Origin of the sequence: Paenibacillus azoreducens, from assembly GCF_021654775.1 — a bacterium.
GTDB lineage: Bacteria > Bacillota > Bacilli > Paenibacillales > Paenibacillaceae > Paenibacillus_AQ > Paenibacillus_AQ azoreducens.
This window is the reverse complement of record NZ_AP025343.1, coordinates 203840-218554: the sequence shown is the minus strand read 5'-3', so window position 1 is coordinate 218554 and position 14715 is coordinate 203840. Positions and strand designations below refer to the sequence as shown.

Below are 14715 nucleotides of genomic sequence, written 5' to 3'. Positions count from 1 at the left end.
ATGAGACTTCAACATAAGACTACACCCGCCCGCCTTTTGAGCTGGGTTTGCCCTCTGGCTTATCATCCACACCATAACGAACTTCATTATACCGACTGATGATCCGTTTTACATCATTCGCTTCCAATCCAGTGTACTCGCGATCTGCGGTCAATGCAGCCCCATTCTCGGAAGGCGTAAAGCTTGACCGAAAACGGTATCCCCGTTTAACGGCACGATGGATCAAGCTGCCGTAGGCGCTGCGCGGATCGCTCGCGTCTGTCAAGGACAACTCCGCTTTTCGCCTTTTCCGCAGCCTGCCCGGGCGTTTACGGACACGTTCAAGCTTCTCCACCTCGTCCACGTAGTTGCCCTCATCCAGCGATACGGACCGGATTTCGCGCATAAGCCGCAGACGTTGCGCCAGCCGGGCGATCCAGTCGCGGAATTTCTCCGGAAGCCATTTTTGCACAAGCCGATACAGGAGAAACAACAGCGCGGCCGCAACCAGTGCGATCATCAGGAATAACAACGCTTGGCTTAAGATATGCACCCACTTTGGAGAGTGGGTTGCCGGCGGCAATGGCGGTTTCATAGGCTCCGGCTGATTTTCGGCCAGCTGTTCCGGCACTTCCGGATGTTCGCTTCCGCCCAGCCCCTTCAATAATCCGGTCAGCCAATGCTTGATATATGCAAGTCCTTCGCCCAGGCCGTTCCATATGCTCAGCAGCGCGATCATGGCAAGGACAAGCCAGGTCATCCAGCGGTTGCGGGATAAAATCCGGCGCAGCAGCTGCCGGTCGGTTTCCTGGGCATTGGAGGCATAACGTACACGATCTCCGTTCCAACGCAGCAGGAAGGTAAACAGCGTAAACAAACCCATAAAATAGAGCAGCGGGCGATACGGTTCAAGCTCCTGTACCCGGGAAGCCGCAGCATATACGATTAAACAAGCCGCCAGTCCGGCGAGTGGCAAATTCAGTTGGACTGCCCGCCACATTTCCTTGCGGCCGACCACCAGTCCGCGCAGGATGGCCAAGAACAATACCACCGCCGCCAAAATGGCTGCGCGAATCCCAAGCACCGGGAGCGGCAGCAGCGAAGCTGCCATAAGCAGCGCCGTGGGCAGAAGCGCCTTTTTGCCGTCCGCCTGGCAAGAGCCGATGAACGTGCCCAGAGCATGGAACAGGCAAATTAACGGCAGCAGCCAGCCCGCTGCCGCCCCCATGGCATAGATCATATACAGCAGCAGATAAGGATAACAGGCCGCCGTTTCAAGCAGCGAATTCCCCAGCATGGACAACATCCGGCGCATAAGGATTCTTTTCTCGCTCTGCATTATGCCTCCGCCTCCTTTAAACCTGCGTTCAGATCTACGACCGATACGCGGTGGCCTTTTAGCTCCAACTGCTGGGCCGCTTCCCGGATGGCCGGGGATATGTGCGGCGTTACCAGAAGATAATCAATCGTCTCGGCTGCTTCCGCTGCCGCTTCGAGACGAAGCTGCTCATGAAAGGGTCTGCACACCTTCATCTCGACCGCAGCCATCGCCTCAAGCAAATCCCCAAGATGCGGCAGCCCGTAATCTGGCGCAAGCCGGGTCAAACGGGCATCCGCATGCGGCGAAAGATATGCGTTGCTGGCAAACCCGGCCGCCATCCCTTGATGAATAAGCGCTGCGGCACAAGTTGCCGCATAAGACAGCGCTTCCTCGACTATTTCCGGCTTGGTGACGACGTTCCACATCTGCTCCGTGACCTCAATGTTCAGAAGAATCATCGCTTTGGGATCGGCGGAATAACCATGCTGATGCACCTGCAATTCACCGCTTCTGGCGCTGGCCTTCCAGTGAATCCGGTTCATGGCATCTCCTGGCGCGTAACTTCGCACTCCCGTAAACAAAAACGGGTCCTCCACGATCCAGCGCCGTACGGCCAGCTCCCCCTGCCAGGTTTTCCAGGAAGAAGGCAGATCTCCGTCGTTCAGCAGAGAAGGATAGACAACCAGCCGCTTGCTCAGCATCACCTGCAGGGAAGGCGTGTACAGCGCAAACAAATCGCTTCCGGTCATCGTTGCCGTGTCCATGCGGAATATGCCGCGGCCGCGGCAATGGATCTGATGTGTTCTAGTGATTCTCGTTCTCGCAGGCAGCGAGAAAAAGCTGGTATGATTCTGATAGATATCGCCTTCGCTGACCCAAGTCTCTTTGCTCCGTTTGAAACCGAGAGATGCGGGCAGCATCGCCTCCAGCCTTAGCCATGGAATCGGAACCCTGCGGTTGTTCTCTATGACCTCAACCATTTCGATGGAGTCTCCCGCGTGGCAGGTCCGGGTGCTGAAATGACGGTCATAATTCAGCTTGCGCAGGGAATATTTGCCCAAAACCAACCCCTGCAGCACCACAACGATGCCGCAGGCAAGAAACAGCCATAGCACCGCCATTTTAGTTCACGCCGCTTTCGAGTTCCTTTTCACTCGGAACCGGAATACTATTCATGATTCCTGTCAAGATGCGTTCCGTCTGGCCATGCCCGGCCTCATGCCGTTTCCTTGGCACCAGCCTGTGCGTCCATACCGGAAGAACGAGCCGCTTGATATCATCAGGCAGCACATAACCCCTTCCTTGCAGCGCCGCATAGGCCTGGGCTGCGCGAAGCAGCGCCTGCGTTCCGCGCGGGCTTATGCCGAGCAGCGTTTCCTCGTGATCGCGGGTTGCCTCGGCCAAAGCCACGATGTAGCCCATCAGGTCATCGGCAATCCGCACTTGTCCGCAAATCCGCTGCGCTTCGAGCACTTCTTCCTTGGTCGCCGTCACCCCCGCTTCCTCCACCCGTAAGCCGCTTACCGATGCAGTCCGTTTAAGAATCTCGACTCCTTCGTCTGTTGATGGATAACCCAGCTTCATCCGAATCAGAAACCGGTCCATCTGCGCTTCCGGAAGCGGAAAAGTCCCTTGATTGTCCACGGGATTTTGCGTGGCGATGACCATAAAGGGGCTTTCCAGACGTTTCGTCTCTCCCTCAATACTAATCTGCCGCTCTTCCATGCATTCAAGGAGGCTCGATTGAGTGCGGGGCGTGGCCCGGTTAATTTCATCGGCGAGTATGATGCGCGCAAACAACGGACCCGGGCGGAAATGAAATTCCCCATCCCTCTGGTTAAAATAATGAATGCCCGTCAAATCCGACGGCAGCAAATCGGGCGTAAACTGAATCCGCTGAAAGCTCAAGCTGAGCGAAGCCGCCAAGCTTTTGGCAAGCAGTGTTTTGCCCGTTCCCGGCACATCCTCAAGCAGTACATGCCCCGAAGCGAGAAGCGCCGTCAGGAGCAAATCGACTTCATGCTCTTTGCCTACAATAATGTTTGCAATGTTTTGCTTTAATTTCTGCGCTAACTGCTGAACGCTCTCCATACCTCATCCCGTCCTTCCTTCTTGCCGCCATTTCAGCGGAACCGTTAATTCCAGTAAAACGCTTGCAAAAAATCAATTTCATAATGTCGATGAATGCTTGAATTCAGGCTGGATACAGATCAATACAATTAGCGTCATCCATATACAGCTTCCGATACTCGTATTCATCCATTTTGAAATGAATTCGAAATGGAGCAAGTATCCTGTCATTTAAGTTAAACAGCTATGTACTCTTCTTTCCTTACCCACCCATTTTAACAAAAATATCTCGCATTTGGAGGATGAGTCAACAACTCATGACTGAAATCGGCTGAAATCGCAATGACCTTATGCAAAGCAGTGACCTTACTCCGCAAAAGCAGTGAACTTACGCCGCACAAGCAGTGAACTTGCACAAAACACGAAAAACGAACCGTTGGCATTGACTGCACCACCTTGACATCGCTAATATGGGCTTAAGAGGTGATTTCAAATTGAAAACCATGCTGATCCTCGGCGGCATCATGCTGTTTCTTGCCGTGGCCCTGGGCGCCTTTGGCGCGCACGCCCTGAAAGAGCGTCTGAATGAGAGCCAAACCAAAACATACCAGACCGGCATCCAATACCATTTGATCCATGGACTCGGCCTGATCCTGATCGGTCTTTACGCCGGTGTGGCCGAACATGCATCGCTTGCGGTTCTGGCAGGGTGGTTCATTGTCGCGGGCATCCTTCTTTTCTCCGGCAGCCTGTATGCCTTAAGCCTGACCGGCATCCGGAAGCTTGGCGCCATCACGCCGCTTGGTGGCGTAGCGTTTTTGGCCGGATGGGTTGTGTTTATCGTTGCTGCCGCTCAAGGATAACTTTTCGCTTGATATGTACGTCCATCATTCGCAAAAAAAGAGCGCATCCCCTAATGTAAAGGGCAAGCGCTCTTTTTTGCAGTTAGTTTTAGTTCGGTTAGGGGGAGTTGCTCAAGCTCTAACAGACATCACCCCTGTGGTTTTGTAACGGACACAGCGGACGTTATCGAGGGGATTTTCGACCATTATAGTTTCTAACGGACACAGTTGCAGCTATCTAATGAAAAATACCCTTTTGGACGACGAATTCAGTTATTAAGTGCTGTGGTGTCCGTTAAAATTTAAAATTGACCGTTTTGGGCCGAATAGCGTCCATGGTGTCCGTTAGGAGTGGGCATGATCTAATTGAAGCCTTGATCACCGCTTAAAAGAGCGCAAAGGGGACTAATTTTGTCCTGGAGGAAAACAACATGATCTACACATTTTGACGCATCCCCAAATTACACACACTTTTTAGCGTATTTCCTCTTTTCGTCCACAAGCAGCCTAGTTCCCTTCGGCGACACGTTTGCGCTCGCTCCGAATCTGCTTGCTCCGCAGCTGACCGCAGGCCGCATCGATATCCACGCCGTGCTCCAGTCGTACGCTGCAGCTGATATTGTTTTTCTTCAGCGTATCGTAAAATGCGGTAATCGTCTCCTTCGAGCTGCGTTGATATTGGCTATGCTCGTCGACCGGATTATACGGAATCAGGTTCACGTTGGCCAGATTTCTGCGGCTGCCTACCAGCTGCGCCAGCTCCAGCGCATGCTCAGGCTGGTCGTTAATATCTCTGAGAAGGATGTATTCCAGCGTGATCCGGCGATTCGTCTTCTCGAGATAATAATCGATGGCCTCCATCAACGGTTCGATCGGATACGCCCGGTTGATCTTCATAATCTGCGTCCGGATTTCGTTGTTCGGCGCATGCAAAGAAATGGCCAGATTCGTACCCAGATCGCTGTCGGCAAACTCGCGGATCTTCGGCACCAATCCACTGGTGGAGACCGTAATGTGGCGCGGCCCGATGGCCAATCCCTTATGATCGCGGATCACCCGGATGAAATTCGACATATGCTCGAAATTATCAAACGGCTCCCCGATGCCCATCACGACGATATGGGTAACGAGCTCATCCCGCTGTCTTCGGTCCAAATGAAGCTGTACCTTCATCACCTGCCCCACGATTTCGCCGCTGGTCAGGTCCCTGCTTTTGCGCAGCAGCCCGCTGGCACAGAAGCTGCAACCGATATTGCAGCCCACTTGGGTAGTCACGCAGACGGAAAGGCCAAATTTATGGCGCATCAGCACGGTTTCGATCAGATTGCCATCCTGGAGCCGGAACAGGAATTTAATCGTGCCGTCGGCAGATTCCTGCCGGGTATGCTCCTCCAGCGTCTCGATGGCAAAATGTTCGGCCAGTAAATCCCTGCATTCCTGCTTCACTTCCGTCATGGCGGAGAATTCGGTGACCCGCTCGCGGTACAGCGCGTTCCAAATCTGGAGCGCCCGCGATTTTTTATGTCCATGCTCAGCCAGCCATGCGGCCAACTGATCCAGAGTTAATCCATAGATGGATGGTTTGCTCATGTTTTTACGTTCCTCTTTTCAAAAACCTAAATTCAGTTCCTCTCTACTTTGCCAGATCAGAACTTCAAACTGTCATTATTGTCCCAAAATTCGACCGCTAAAACAAGGGCAGAAATAATCCATTTCATAATGCCAACCGCTGGTTGATCCAATATCTATATAAGTTGAACCAATGATTTGCACGGATGTAGGCAGCCGGATGAAATGTTCTTTCGATCGCTGCCCGCTCCCAGATTTCTTTGATTTATACTAAATTCATGGTTGAAATCCGATCACAAAGCATATGCTTACGAAGCAGCTTTTTTTCAAAAAGCTTTTAGCTTCTCCGTAAATCTTTCTCCTAGGTTCAATATTCTAACATGGTTCTCCATTAGAATATTGAACCCTCTTGTCTATTCCTTATGCTTTTTTTAGTTCAACTTATATAGGTTCAAGCATTCGATATACATCCATTATGAAATTGATTCGATATAGATCGATATGAATTAGATGATTCGAAACTGGCTTCACTAAGCGCAAGATGCAATTGAGCATGAGTTGCAATTGAACGCGGGCTGTTAAGCGAAGCTGCAGTCGCTAACGAAACCTGCAATCGTTATTCAAGCAAAATACGGCTGTAAAATATTCTACCGAAACCATGAATCGCTATTGATCAAAAACAACGGTGATTTCACCTTATTTCATCCAAATAGCGATTGGTAGTTTCGTTACGTTTGATTTGACCACGATCTTACAGCAATAACTCTTCCCAGTTTCGTCCCTCGTATTTAAGGTGTTTTCTCATGAATACTCACTTATTCGCAGAATTCCTTCGCCTTGTAAAACAGAACGAGAGCCGGAATGAAGAAGTAGACACCGCTTTTTTCGACAAACGGGCGTGCAAGAACAGAAGCTACGCTTATACGCACTTCGTGGGTGCTGGTATACTGCACGCTCCACTTGGCCCTTGGAGGTTCACCCTCCCATGTCTCAACGGATCATTGTCCTTCCATTCCTTCGTCATACCTACCCAAGGCGTGGAGACCGATAGCGTTTAGGTGACGGGTCTATGCCCTTGCGAAACTGGCACTCGGTTCTCTGTGCATATTAGAGATCCTGCGAATAAGACAATATTCGTAATACGACGGGGCGACAGGTGCTACGGGATCGATAGGAATCCTCGGGGTTAGGCGGCCTGCTTCACACCGATCTCAGGGCGATACGTTTCTCCACGCTGGACCATCCCGATGACGATCCGGGCCAGCTTGCCGATTAATTTGAATAACGAAGCCATCTTCTTCATGCCCTTGTTCAAGTTGTGTTCATGCCACCGTTTGAAGTCCGGGTTTTCACGCACCAAGGTGAGCATAGCCAAAAAGAAATATTTGCGCAGCGCACTGTCTCCGCGTTTGGAGAGCTTGATCTGACCTTTGTACTTGCCGGAGGTTCGTTCAGCCAGATTGAGCCCGGCGCGGCGCAAGAGCTGCCGTCCATGGGCATAGTGACCAAGATCGCCGGCGAATCCCAGCAAGGCTGCGATCGTGGTCGGGCCCATCCCGGGGATGCTCTGCAACTGTTTGGCCATGGGGATCTTCCCTAGCAGCGCTTCGACTTCTTCCTTCATCTCTTGCAGGTGGCTTGTAATCTGGTCGTACGCCGTCAGCAGGCGCTGCAGATCTCGCCTTGCCTGCTCCAATCCCTCGGTACGGCCAATGCTGCGTTTGGCCGCCTGGATGAGTTGGACCGCCTTCGCTTTCCCGGTAACTCCACCCGGGCGTCTCATGCCTTGTTCGTGCCAGCGCTGGATGACTTCATCGGCGTTCAGGTCCTGCAACTCGCACGGTAAAGGAAAAGCCCGCAGGGAAGCCAACGAGCGCTCGGCCTTCCAGTCTTTAAAAACAAGCTGGAACTCCGGAAAGTACATGTCGATCCAGCGGACGATGCGATTACCCAAACTGATAGCATATTTCACCCAGAATTCCCGATCACTCATCAGCGTCTTGAGTTGCTCCAATTGGCCTGCTTGCGGGGTAAACTCGGTATAGAAGCCGCGGCTGACCGCATCGGCAATGGTTAGGGCATCCTTGGCATCGTTTTTGGACGGGCTATTGTCACGGTTCTCCTTGTTGCGATGCGTCACGACTGGGTTCACCAGGACGACCTCGATTCCTTGTTTCCGCAGCCAATGGGCTAGATTAAACCAGTAGTGTCCGGTCGGCTCGAGGCCGACGATAACCGATGTCAATCCCTGCTTCTTCTGTACTTCTTGGGTAAAGCGCATCAGCCTCTCAAAGCCTTCGAGCGTATTTGCAAAGGTCAGATGCCGACGCGTGAGTACGATACCGCGGAAGTTGGTCACTTGAGCGACGTGCTTCTCTTTGGCGATGTCGATCCCCACGATAGCGTGCTGGGTGGTAATTCGTTCAATCCGTTGATTTGTAACTTCAATTCGAGTAAACTTCATAGTAGGCGCCTCCTGATAGGTTTTTAGGGCATTTGACCCGTCTCACCCCTATCATACGAGGCGCTCCTTTTTTTTCAAAGACCATTTTCTTAGCCTACACAGGAATGTTTAGCGGCTGTGGGGAACAGTAATGAATCAAAAAAGACAGCCTATCACGGCTGTCTTCGAAACATTATCGCACCTGCTGCGAACTGCCTGCCAAAAACTGCTCCAAGCGCTCCTTCTGCCTCAAATGATGACGGTAATGCATTTCGATCAGCATAAACCACTCAGCCGCATTCAGCGCGCCAAAACCCGGATGGACAATCTTATTTTGCGGCGGGGCCGAGTAAACAAGCGGTTCGGTTTCCTTCATCTGGGTCAGCACGCTGCGCAGCCCTTCGCGGAGCTGCTCCTTGCTTGCCGGCTGCGGCGGCGTATACCCCGGCGATGCTGGCACGCGGACTCGCATATTCGGAAACTCCCGGTTCAGGTAAGCCGCCTCTCCCCGTTCCGACTTTTCGCCTCCGTTAAGAACGCCCTCAGCCGATTCCGCGCAAGCGCGGACATTCCGGAGATGCATATAGAGGGAAGCGTTGATCAAATGCATATACATTTGTCCAAGCGACCATTCTTCTTCATCCGGCTTTCTTGTCAATTCCTCCATACTGAAACGGTCCAATTCCTTTATATATAAATCCGTTATTTCTTCCAGCTTCTGCACAATCTCCTGCATATTCATTTTTAGCTCTCACTCCTTGTTTTTTTGTTCTGAACCCATCATACAAAAACGCTACTGACAGCGTTATGTCAGTAGCGTTTCAAAAGTTTTTCGGCTTCTTCCCGAATCCGCCAACATAGCGATTCGGGTTCCAATACTGTGACGTTCGCACCCCAGCCCAGCACCCAGGAAAAAATCTCCTCGATCCGTCTAACGCGCAGCCTGATCCAAAGTCCTTCAGGCTGCTCCTTAAATTCTTCGATATAATAGCAGCCCGACTCTTTAATCCGGCCTGCGATGTTATGCTCTGCAAGCAGAGTCACTTCCAGCCCGCGGTCATCCGCCGGCGTGTAGTCCTCAAATTTGAAACCAGCGGGAAGCTCGTAAATAGAAGGAGTCATCTCAAGCCCGGACATCCGCGATACCCGGAAATGGCGGATTTGTCGGCGGAGGTCGCAGGCGGCTACCAGCATCCAATTACCTTGTACATGAACCATTCCATAGGGAGCTGCTGTGCGCGTGTTTTCCTCCCGCTCATCCTGTCCGGGCTTCACGTACCTGAAGCTGATCTTTCTCTTCTCAAGCATAGCTTGGCGCAAAATCTCAAGGTTTGTTCGCTCACGCCCGCTGGTTTCCGCTTGCCGTCCCGGCAACAGCCGCATCGTCGCGCGCACCCGCTCGGCTTCGCTCCGCTCATGCTCCGGAAGCACGGCTTCAATCTTCGCCCGGGACGACTTCGCATGCACTTCATAATTCGGCTCCAGCTTCGTTTGCACAAATTCCGCGCCCAGCAGTAGCGCTACAGCTTCGCTGGCCGTGAAGCTCAACGGAGGCAGAAAATACCCTTCCATCAAGGAGTAACCCTGACCCGGAGCTCCTACAATCGGAACATCCGCCTCGCTAAGCGCTTGCATATCCCGGTATATCGTGCGGATGCTGGTTTCGAACTTTGCGGCCAGTTCCTCGGCCCGGACCGTCCTTCTGCTCTGTAATTCAAGGACGATCGCCAGTAAGCGATCCGTTCTGTTCATGAGGTATGTTCACTCTCCGATTGTGATATCAATCTTTCTTCAGGGACGTCCCGCGAGTTCCTTAAGCATTGTCAGCGCCTCTTCCCAATGATTTTTCATCGCTTCCCTTGCCGTCTGATCTTCAAGCTTTTCCTGATGGAAGCTGATGGTCGCTTTCCCTTGCGCAGTCGGTAAAATTCGGATCTGAAGCGTCGACGGTTGCTTCCATTCCGCACGCTGCCATTTCATCCGCAGCTGCTCCATCGGTTTCACGATCCTCAGCTCACCCGTGATTCCTTCATCCGATGCAAAACATTGTCCCGGCTCAAGCTCCAAACCGCACGCTTTACCGATCCAAAGCTTCTTTCCTTCCGGTGAAACCAACAGCCGCCAGGCCTCTTCAGGGGACAAAGGAACGGTTCGGCGAACTCCGATTTGATAACCTGCCGCCGCAGTCAGGCCTACCGGCTTAGACTTCTGAGTGCCGCCTTCCAATAGCTTGTCGAACTGCCTCGATCGGTTCATTTGAAGATCAGCCTCCATGCAGGATGTCCAGGAGATTACGCTCTCCATCATCCCCGGTTTTCATTTTTGTATATCCTATCGATAATATTAAAAGCCTCTATTCATTCCAAACCTAGTTCCGGGTAATGAATTTGTCAATGTATGGTCGCATGCTTCCTAAAAAATTACCCAACCTGATCCAAAATCCTTGATTAAGACAACCGATACGTCGCAAATGGGCGGCCATACCGGAACGCTTCACTGATACCGTCAAGCTTGTTCAGTACATTGCGGCCTGGATTCAGCTCCAGGCACTTCAGATTTTCGTCCAGCTGCTCCGTACGGGTAGCCCCCACGATAACTGTTGAAACGGCCGGCTGCTCCATCAACCATGCCAGTGACAACGTACTTGGCGTGCAGCCGCTATCTTCAGCGAGTCTGCTTACCGATTCGCTAAGTTCCAATGTCCGGTCATTGATGAAACGGCCGAAGTTCAGATCCGTCTGCGCACGCGAATTCAGCGGCGCCCGGTCGGCAAAGCTGTATTTTCCCGTCAGGATCCCGCCTGCCAGCGGGAAATACGGGATGATCCCCACTCCCTGATCCAGGCACAACGGCACTATTTCCTGCTCCGGTGTGCGGTCGGCAAGCGAATAGCTCGTCTGGATGGAAACATACCGGTTCAGACCCCTCATATCGCTAATTCCCAACGCTTTCATCAGTTCCCACGCGGCATAATTCGACGCCCCGATATAACGCACCTTGCCGCTGCGAATCATATCGTCAAGCGTGCGGAGGGTTTCCTCCAGCGGTGTATGCGGATCGAACGTATGAATCTGGTACAGATCCACATAATCGGTTTGCAGGCGCTTTAAGCTGCGGTCAAGCTCCTGCATTAGATGGTAACGTGACGAACCTTTAGTATTCGGACCTTCCCCGTTAACCAGCCCGGCCTTCGTGGCCAGCACCACCCCATGCCTTTTGTCTGCCAAGGCCTCGCCAATGATCCGCTCCGATTCCGAACCCGCATAAATATTGGCTGTATCGATAAAATTAACGCCCCGGTCTATCGCATGATGGATAATCCGGGCAGACTCCTCCTGGTCCGCGCGTTTTCCAAAAGCATTGGTGCCCAGACCTAATACGGATACTTCCAAACCACTGCCCCCAAGCCGGCGATATCTCATTCACATTCGCTCCTTCAGTAATCGATTTTCACTCCATCATCTGCGCTTGCTGCTCCGTAGGAACTGCCGCAAATTGCCGCCTGCTCCATTGTTTTGTTAGCAAACTATACGTTTTCCGCCCAACTTTGTCAATGATACCCTGGCAGGTTGGTCCCGTCGGATTGATATCGAGGAATGGAAGTCCATGATCTTGAAGCTCGAACCCCCGAACCTCGCACGGCAGACTACGAATCGGACTACATCATGATTCGCAATCCTGATTCTCTGCAAAAAGGAGCCGTACTTAAAACCTTGAAGGTCAAGTACTGCTCCTTTGCTGCTTTATGCCAAATGGCCCAATACGCTAGTTCTCGCGGAGAATAAACAGCTCCTCTACCGTAATGCCAAACACCTTGGCCAGCTTAATCGCTAATACCGTACTGGGAATAAACTTGCCGTTTTCAATCGTGTTGATCGTTTTTCGCGTTACGCCAATCCGCTCCGCCAGCTGCTCCTGGGTCAATTGAAGCCTGGCCCGGTTCATTTTTATCGTATTCTCTAATACTTCATCATTCATGGTGTTTCACCCTTGGCATTATTCTTTTTCAAAACTCATATAGGCTAGCGTTGAAGAAACAACGCCCGTAAACAAAGCGGCATGTAAAACGAAGCTAGTCGAGATATCAACCCAAAAGCTGAGGGGGAACAATACGGCAATCACAGCCATAAGCACCCAAAATCCAGCCGCAAAACTCCGCGTCCGAATCAACCGGATGTATTCATCGTTCAAAGCTTTGACCACTTCACGTCTTTTGCGGAGAAGCCATGATTCAAGCTGCATCCTGATCAAATAATACGCCCATATGACGCTTCCCGCCACAGAAACCCATGTCATCCAGCCGCCCGATAGCGACATATGGTTCTTACCTGAAGTAAAATAGGAAGCCAAATACGGAACTTGCCAGATAATAAAGCCAATGGTGAGTCCAACCAAAAATCTTTTGCGTTTCGATTCAAGCGTCGAAATCCCTGTTACCAACATATTCTCCTCCTTAAATGTAACCTGTGCTACTCATAATATAACCTTTAGGTTACAATCAGTCAAGAATCATTTCCCAATTTTATTGTTGTATTTTCTTTTCCTAAATCAGGATTTTGCAAAATTCGATTCCAACCGCTCCCGGGTACAATATATAGACGAACTAAACCGTTTCGCTCTATATATTGCTGATTGAAAGCCGCTCCTTGGATTTTTGCCAAACGCTCAAATATGAGCCTCTCATTTTTTCAAAAAAAAGCACCTTAAGCCCAAGCAGCTCAAGATGCCTTTTCTCAAAACGTTCTCCCTTAGACAAATGAGAAGCATCGCCCCTCCCTAAGTATTTCACCACCAAAAACGGTTTGGGTCCGCCCCATATGGATACATCTGCTGTGTACGATACGGACTTAGCGCATTCGATAGCAGCTGCTCCGGCTGAAGATCAGGATAGGAGGTTGATATATATTGTGCCGGCTGTGTGCGAGCGGGAGAAGTTTCTCTGTTTCCACAGTTCACCGGTGGGCCTAAAATAGCCGACTGCGAAATGGGGGCGACCGCTTTGGCGAATTCCTCCGGATTGACGCAGTATGCGCGTTCCGCAATCTCTTTTGGAAGAAAACGCAGAAAGTCGGACGCGTAAACAACATCCGGGGTCGGCTGATCGAAAATCGCCATGATGAACGTATTGTCGGTGAGTGACACAATCCAGTGGAACCAGCCTTTGGGAAACTGTACTACCTGTCCGGGTTTGAGCCGGTAAGTCATCAACCTCTGCGAAAACGGGTTAAATACAGAAGCTATGACCTCGCCCGTAATCACGACTACCAGTTCATTCACATTCGTATGCCAATGCGGATTGACCATGACGCCCTGACTCATATGCACATTAAGAAAACCGGTTGAAATGGCCAGCTGCTGTGCGCCAAAAAGCTGCGTAACGTAATTTTGCGGATCACGGCGGTAATTGACAACCTCATTGGAGTCCGCGCTAAGATTTAGAGACAGAGATGTCAGGTCAACTTTCACTTTCGGGCCTCCTTCTGGCAGGATCTTGCATAATGTTTAGGTAAATGTCTACCCACTATATGCACAAAGCCCAAAAATTGCTCCTTCCCCTTTTAGTTCCTCATTACATCATTCCTTCTTATCGAACAGACCTGCGGGCAGAATGGGATTTTTTGTTATTCATCGAACAAATTGAGTTATAATGGAAAATAAGGCTGACAATTTATGCAAAACAGATCACTTCAACCATTTCGGAGGGTGTTATGAACCGTATAAACAGTATCAATATTCCCGCATTCATCGTAGAAGGCATCAACAAAACACTGGTTATGGACATGCCTGAAGCCAGTCCTGAAGAGCTGGACCAACACCGGAACCAAATGACCAAAGCCCAGCTTATGGACGCCTATCTCACCTCTTTTTCGGGCAAAATCACGGGCGATGTCATTCATGATGTCGTGGGGCATATTTTCGGCATGGATTTGGATAATGTAGTGCTGCTGTCGGGTGGAGACAAAGAAACCTCTGCCGCAGTCCAAAACAGGCTGCCTGAAGAAGCCAGCCAGGATCATACCCCGCTTCCCCGGGCCGTTATCGATTCCCGGCTTGCCGCGTTTGGCAAACGTATCGCCGGTCCCGAAATCCGCGTGATGCTCAACCATTTGTTCGGAGTTAATCTTGACGCCATCTCCGGGCTTGAAAATGCCAAAATATCGCTGTATTCCAAAGGACAATGGATCGTAAAACATGATCATGATCTGTTCGTAGTGTCTACTGGCGAGGGAGATGTGGACGTTCAAGTATATCCCACCTCTTATTTTATAGAGCGGACAGGAACGACCGAACTGCCGGAAGATCTGCAGCACGCTCTGATGGGGCTCGGTTATTGCAAGCGCCAAGAGAGCAGAGAGAACGAGGGCCTCTATTATGCCAGTCCTGATGGACAAGCCGTGCCGGATGCCTTCAAAGGGCAAACGATGGGCGCCATCATGGCCACAATCCGCAGCTCCTTTGCTCATTTGTAGGAGGAATCCGAGAGACATAAG

14 protein-coding genes are annotated in these 14715 nt (G+C 51.2%); 2 read left to right on the top strand and 12 right to left on the bottom strand.

Annotation, left to right across the window (positions count from 1 at the left end; genetic code table 11):
* Positions 1-19 precede the first annotated feature (19 nt).
* The 3 genes from L6442_RS01050 to L6442_RS01040 are packed head-to-tail and all read right to left on the bottom strand — an operon-like array spanning position 20 to position 3391.
* On the bottom strand, positions 20-1318 hold the full coding sequence (locus L6442_RS01050) for a hypothetical protein (protein ID WP_212981475.1): 1299 nt from the start codon (positions 1316-1318) through the stop codon (positions 20-22).
* A complete protein-coding gene (locus L6442_RS01045; protein ID WP_212981474.1) occupies positions 1318-2421 on the bottom strand; it encodes a DUF58 domain-containing protein in 1104 nt (367 codons plus the stop codon). The genes L6442_RS01050 and L6442_RS01045 overlap by 1 nt, the downstream gene beginning before the upstream one ends.
* A 1-nt stretch (position 2422) precedes the next feature.
* Positions 2423-3391, bottom strand: coding sequence for an AAA family ATPase (locus L6442_RS01040; RefSeq protein ID WP_212981473.1), 969 nt, complete (start codon positions 3389-3391; stop codon positions 2423-2425).
* Positions 3392-3864: 473 nt separating this feature from the next.
* Here L6442_RS01040 and L6442_RS01035 point away from each other — a divergent pair, with 473 nt between their 5' ends.
* The gene (locus tag L6442_RS01035) at positions 3865-4233 is read left to right on the top strand and encodes a DUF423 domain-containing protein (protein WP_194234744.1); all 369 of its coding nucleotides are present in this window, start codon (positions 3865-3867) and stop codon (positions 4231-4233) included.
* A 486-nt stretch (positions 4234-4719) separates the two neighbouring features.
* Here the strand turns inward: L6442_RS01035 and rlmN are convergent, their stop codons facing one another.
* The 9 genes from rlmN to L6442_RS00990 form a co-directional block, all read right to left on the bottom strand.
* A complete protein-coding gene (gene rlmN, locus L6442_RS01030) occupies positions 4720-5802 on the bottom strand; it encodes a dual-specificity RNA methyltransferase RlmN (protein WP_194234745.1) in 1083 nt (360 codons plus the stop codon).
* 1165 nt (positions 5803-6967) lie between these two features.
* A complete protein-coding gene (locus L6442_RS01025; protein ID WP_237099969.1) occupies positions 6968-8245 on the bottom strand; it encodes an IS110 family RNA-guided transposase in 1278 nt (425 codons plus the stop codon).
* 172 nt (positions 8246-8417) lie between these two features.
* Positions 8418-8966 carry a DinB family protein gene (locus L6442_RS01020; protein ID WP_212981186.1) on the bottom strand — a complete coding sequence of 183 codons (549 nt, stop codon included), beginning with the start codon at positions 8964-8966 and terminating at the stop codon, positions 8418-8420.
* A 68-nt stretch (positions 8967-9034) separates the two neighbouring features.
* Positions 9035-9976, bottom strand: a complete 942-nt coding sequence (locus tag L6442_RS01015; RefSeq protein ID WP_212981187.1) for a helix-turn-helix transcriptional regulator — start codon at positions 9974-9976, stop codon at positions 9035-9037.
* A gap of 39 nt (positions 9977-10015) precedes the next feature.
* Positions 10016-10480: an SRPBCC domain-containing protein gene (locus tag L6442_RS01010; protein WP_212981188.1), complete on the bottom strand. Its 465-nt coding sequence runs from the start codon at positions 10478-10480 to the stop codon at positions 10016-10018.
* 191 nt (positions 10481-10671) lie between these two features.
* A complete protein-coding gene (locus L6442_RS01005) occupies positions 10672-11646 on the bottom strand; it encodes an aldo/keto reductase (protein WP_212981189.1) in 975 nt (324 codons plus the stop codon).
* Positions 11647-11989: 343 nt separating this feature from the next.
* Positions 11990-12202 carry a helix-turn-helix transcriptional regulator gene (locus L6442_RS01000; RefSeq protein ID WP_212981190.1) on the bottom strand — a complete coding sequence of 71 codons (213 nt, stop codon included), beginning with the start codon at positions 12200-12202 and terminating at the stop codon, positions 11990-11992.
* Positions 12203-12220: 18 nt separating this feature from the next.
* Positions 12221-12667: a hypothetical protein gene (locus L6442_RS00995; protein ID WP_212981191.1), complete on the bottom strand. Its 447-nt coding sequence runs from the start codon at positions 12665-12667 to the stop codon at positions 12221-12223.
* Positions 12668-13009: 342 nt separating this feature from the next.
* A complete protein-coding gene (locus L6442_RS00990; protein ID WP_212981192.1) occupies positions 13010-13690 on the bottom strand; it encodes a cupin domain-containing protein in 681 nt (226 codons plus the stop codon).
* 242 nt (positions 13691-13932) lie between these two features.
* Between L6442_RS00990 and L6442_RS00985 the strand changes: the two genes are divergently transcribed.
* A complete protein-coding gene (locus tag L6442_RS00985) occupies positions 13933-14694 on the top strand; it encodes a hypothetical protein (RefSeq protein ID WP_237100168.1) in 762 nt (253 codons plus the stop codon).
* Positions 14695-14715: the final 21 nt, after the last annotated feature.

Excerpts from the sequence above, each read along its gene's own strand:
- L6442_RS01015 (WP_212981187.1), bottom strand. The coding sequence starts at position 9,976 with ATGAACAGAACGGATCGCTTACTGGCGATCGTCCTTGAATTACAGAGC.
- L6442_RS01005 (WP_212981189.1), bottom strand. The coding sequence starts at position 11,646 with ATGAGATATCGCCGGCTTGGGGGCAGTGGTTTGGAAGTATCCGTATTA.
- L6442_RS01000 (WP_212981190.1), bottom strand. The coding sequence starts at position 12,202 with ATGAATGATGAAGTATTAGAGAATACGATAAAAATGAACCGGGCCAGG.
- L6442_RS01040 (WP_212981473.1), bottom strand. The coding sequence starts at position 3,391 with ATGGAGAGCGTTCAGCAGTTAGCGCAGAAATTAAAGCAAAACATTGCA.
- L6442_RS01025 (WP_237099969.1), bottom strand. The coding sequence starts at position 8,245 with ATGAAGTTTACTCGAATTGAAGTTACAAATCAACGGATTGAACGAATT.
- L6442_RS01045 (WP_212981474.1), bottom strand. The coding sequence starts at position 2,421 with ATGGCGGTGCTATGGCTGTTTCTTGCCTGCGGCATCGTTGTGGTGCTG.
- L6442_RS01050 (WP_212981475.1), bottom strand. The coding sequence starts at position 1,318 with ATGCAGAGCGAGAAAAGAATCCTTATGCGCCGGATGTTGTCCATGCTG.
- L6442_RS01020 (WP_212981186.1), bottom strand. The coding sequence starts at position 8,966 with ATGAATATGCAGGAGATTGTGCAGAAGCTGGAAGAAATAACGGATTTA.
- L6442_RS01010 (WP_212981188.1), bottom strand. The coding sequence starts at position 10,480 with ATGAACCGATCGAGGCAGTTCGACAAGCTATTGGAAGGCGGCACTCAG.
- rlmN (WP_194234745.1), bottom strand. The coding sequence starts at position 5,802 with ATGAGCAAACCATCCATCTATGGATTAACTCTGGATCAGTTGGCCGCA.
- L6442_RS00995 (WP_212981191.1), bottom strand. The coding sequence starts at position 12,667 with ATGTTGGTAACAGGGATTTCGACGCTTGAATCGAAACGCAAAAGATTT.
- L6442_RS00985 (WP_237100168.1), top strand. The coding sequence starts at position 13,933 with ATGAACCGTATAAACAGTATCAATATTCCCGCATTCATCGTAGAAGGC.